Below are 1,103 nucleotides of genomic sequence, written 5' to 3' on the forward strand. Positions count from 1 at the left end.
CGCCGCTCAGAACGTATGCATCATCCCCACATACGCGCCCGTCTGCGACTCGCCCGTCATCGGGCTCGTGCCCGAGGTCGCGTCGCGCGGCGACGCGAGCAGCGAGAAGTTCGAATTCCCGCCGTTGCGCGCATACGCGACCGTCCCGTACAGGAACGTGCGCTTCGACAGGTTGTACGTCGTGCCGAGCACGTACATGATCGCGTGGCCCGACGGATCGTGCGACGCGTCGCCGCCGCCGTCGCCGACCTTCACGTAATACCCGCCGCCCGTCACCGCCCACTGCGGCGTGGCCGTGTAGGTCGCGCCGAGCCAGTAGTGATCGGCGCGATCGGCGACGCCCGCCGGGCTGTCCGGCGCCTGGTAGTGCGTATACGCGCCCTGGATCTTGAACTTCGACACCTTCACGTTCGCGCCGACGAAATACTCGCGCGACGCGGTGAAGATGTTGCTGAACTTGCCGTTGTTGTCGCGCAGCTCGTCGTAGAGGCCGCGCACGTCGAGCACCGGCGAGTGATACGAGATCATGATCCCGTCCGAGCGGCCGAAGTCGTCGGCCGCGCCGTAGTTGAAGCCGCGCGACTGGTTGCCGAACGCATACTGCGCCTGCACGTCGAAGCCGCCGATCACCGGGCTGTGATATTCGACGTTGTTGCTGCTCTGCTGCCAGTTGCGGCCGCGCACGAGCGATGCGGACGAAAACGCCTGCTGCACGAACGGATCGAATTCCCACACGCCGTCGCTGTCGATGAACAGGTTGCGGCCGGCCTGCAGCTGGCCCCACGTGTCGCTCTTCAGGCCGACATACGCGCGGCGCGACCACATGCGTCCACCGCCGGTCGTGCCGTTCATCACCTGGAACGCGGTTTCCAGGTTGAAGACCGTCGACATCCCGCCGCCGAGATCCTCGACGCCCTTCAGGCCGAACATGCTGGTGCCCCAGTCGCCGCCTTCCGCGCTCCAGCGCGTCGAACTGCCGCCGGGCGTCGCGATGTGGTTCAGGTATTCGACGCCGCCGTCGATCCGGCCGTACAGCGTCACGCTCGTCTGCGCGAACGCGGCCGCCGGTGCGGCGGCCACGATCAGCCATGCGAAATGTTTGA

General features: G+C 66.7%; 1 protein-coding gene. It reads right to left on the bottom strand.

What is annotated here, in order from left to right; translation table 11 throughout:
• Window positions 1-6: 6 nt before the first annotated feature.
• The coding region (locus DIE17_RS37025; RefSeq protein ID WP_260439304.1) for a porin at window positions 7-1,103 on the bottom strand (1,097 nt) is incomplete at its 5' end.

Source organism: Burkholderia sp. Bp9099 (genome assembly GCF_003857805.1).
Lineage (GTDB): Bacteria > Pseudomonadota > Gammaproteobacteria > Burkholderiales > Burkholderiaceae > Burkholderia.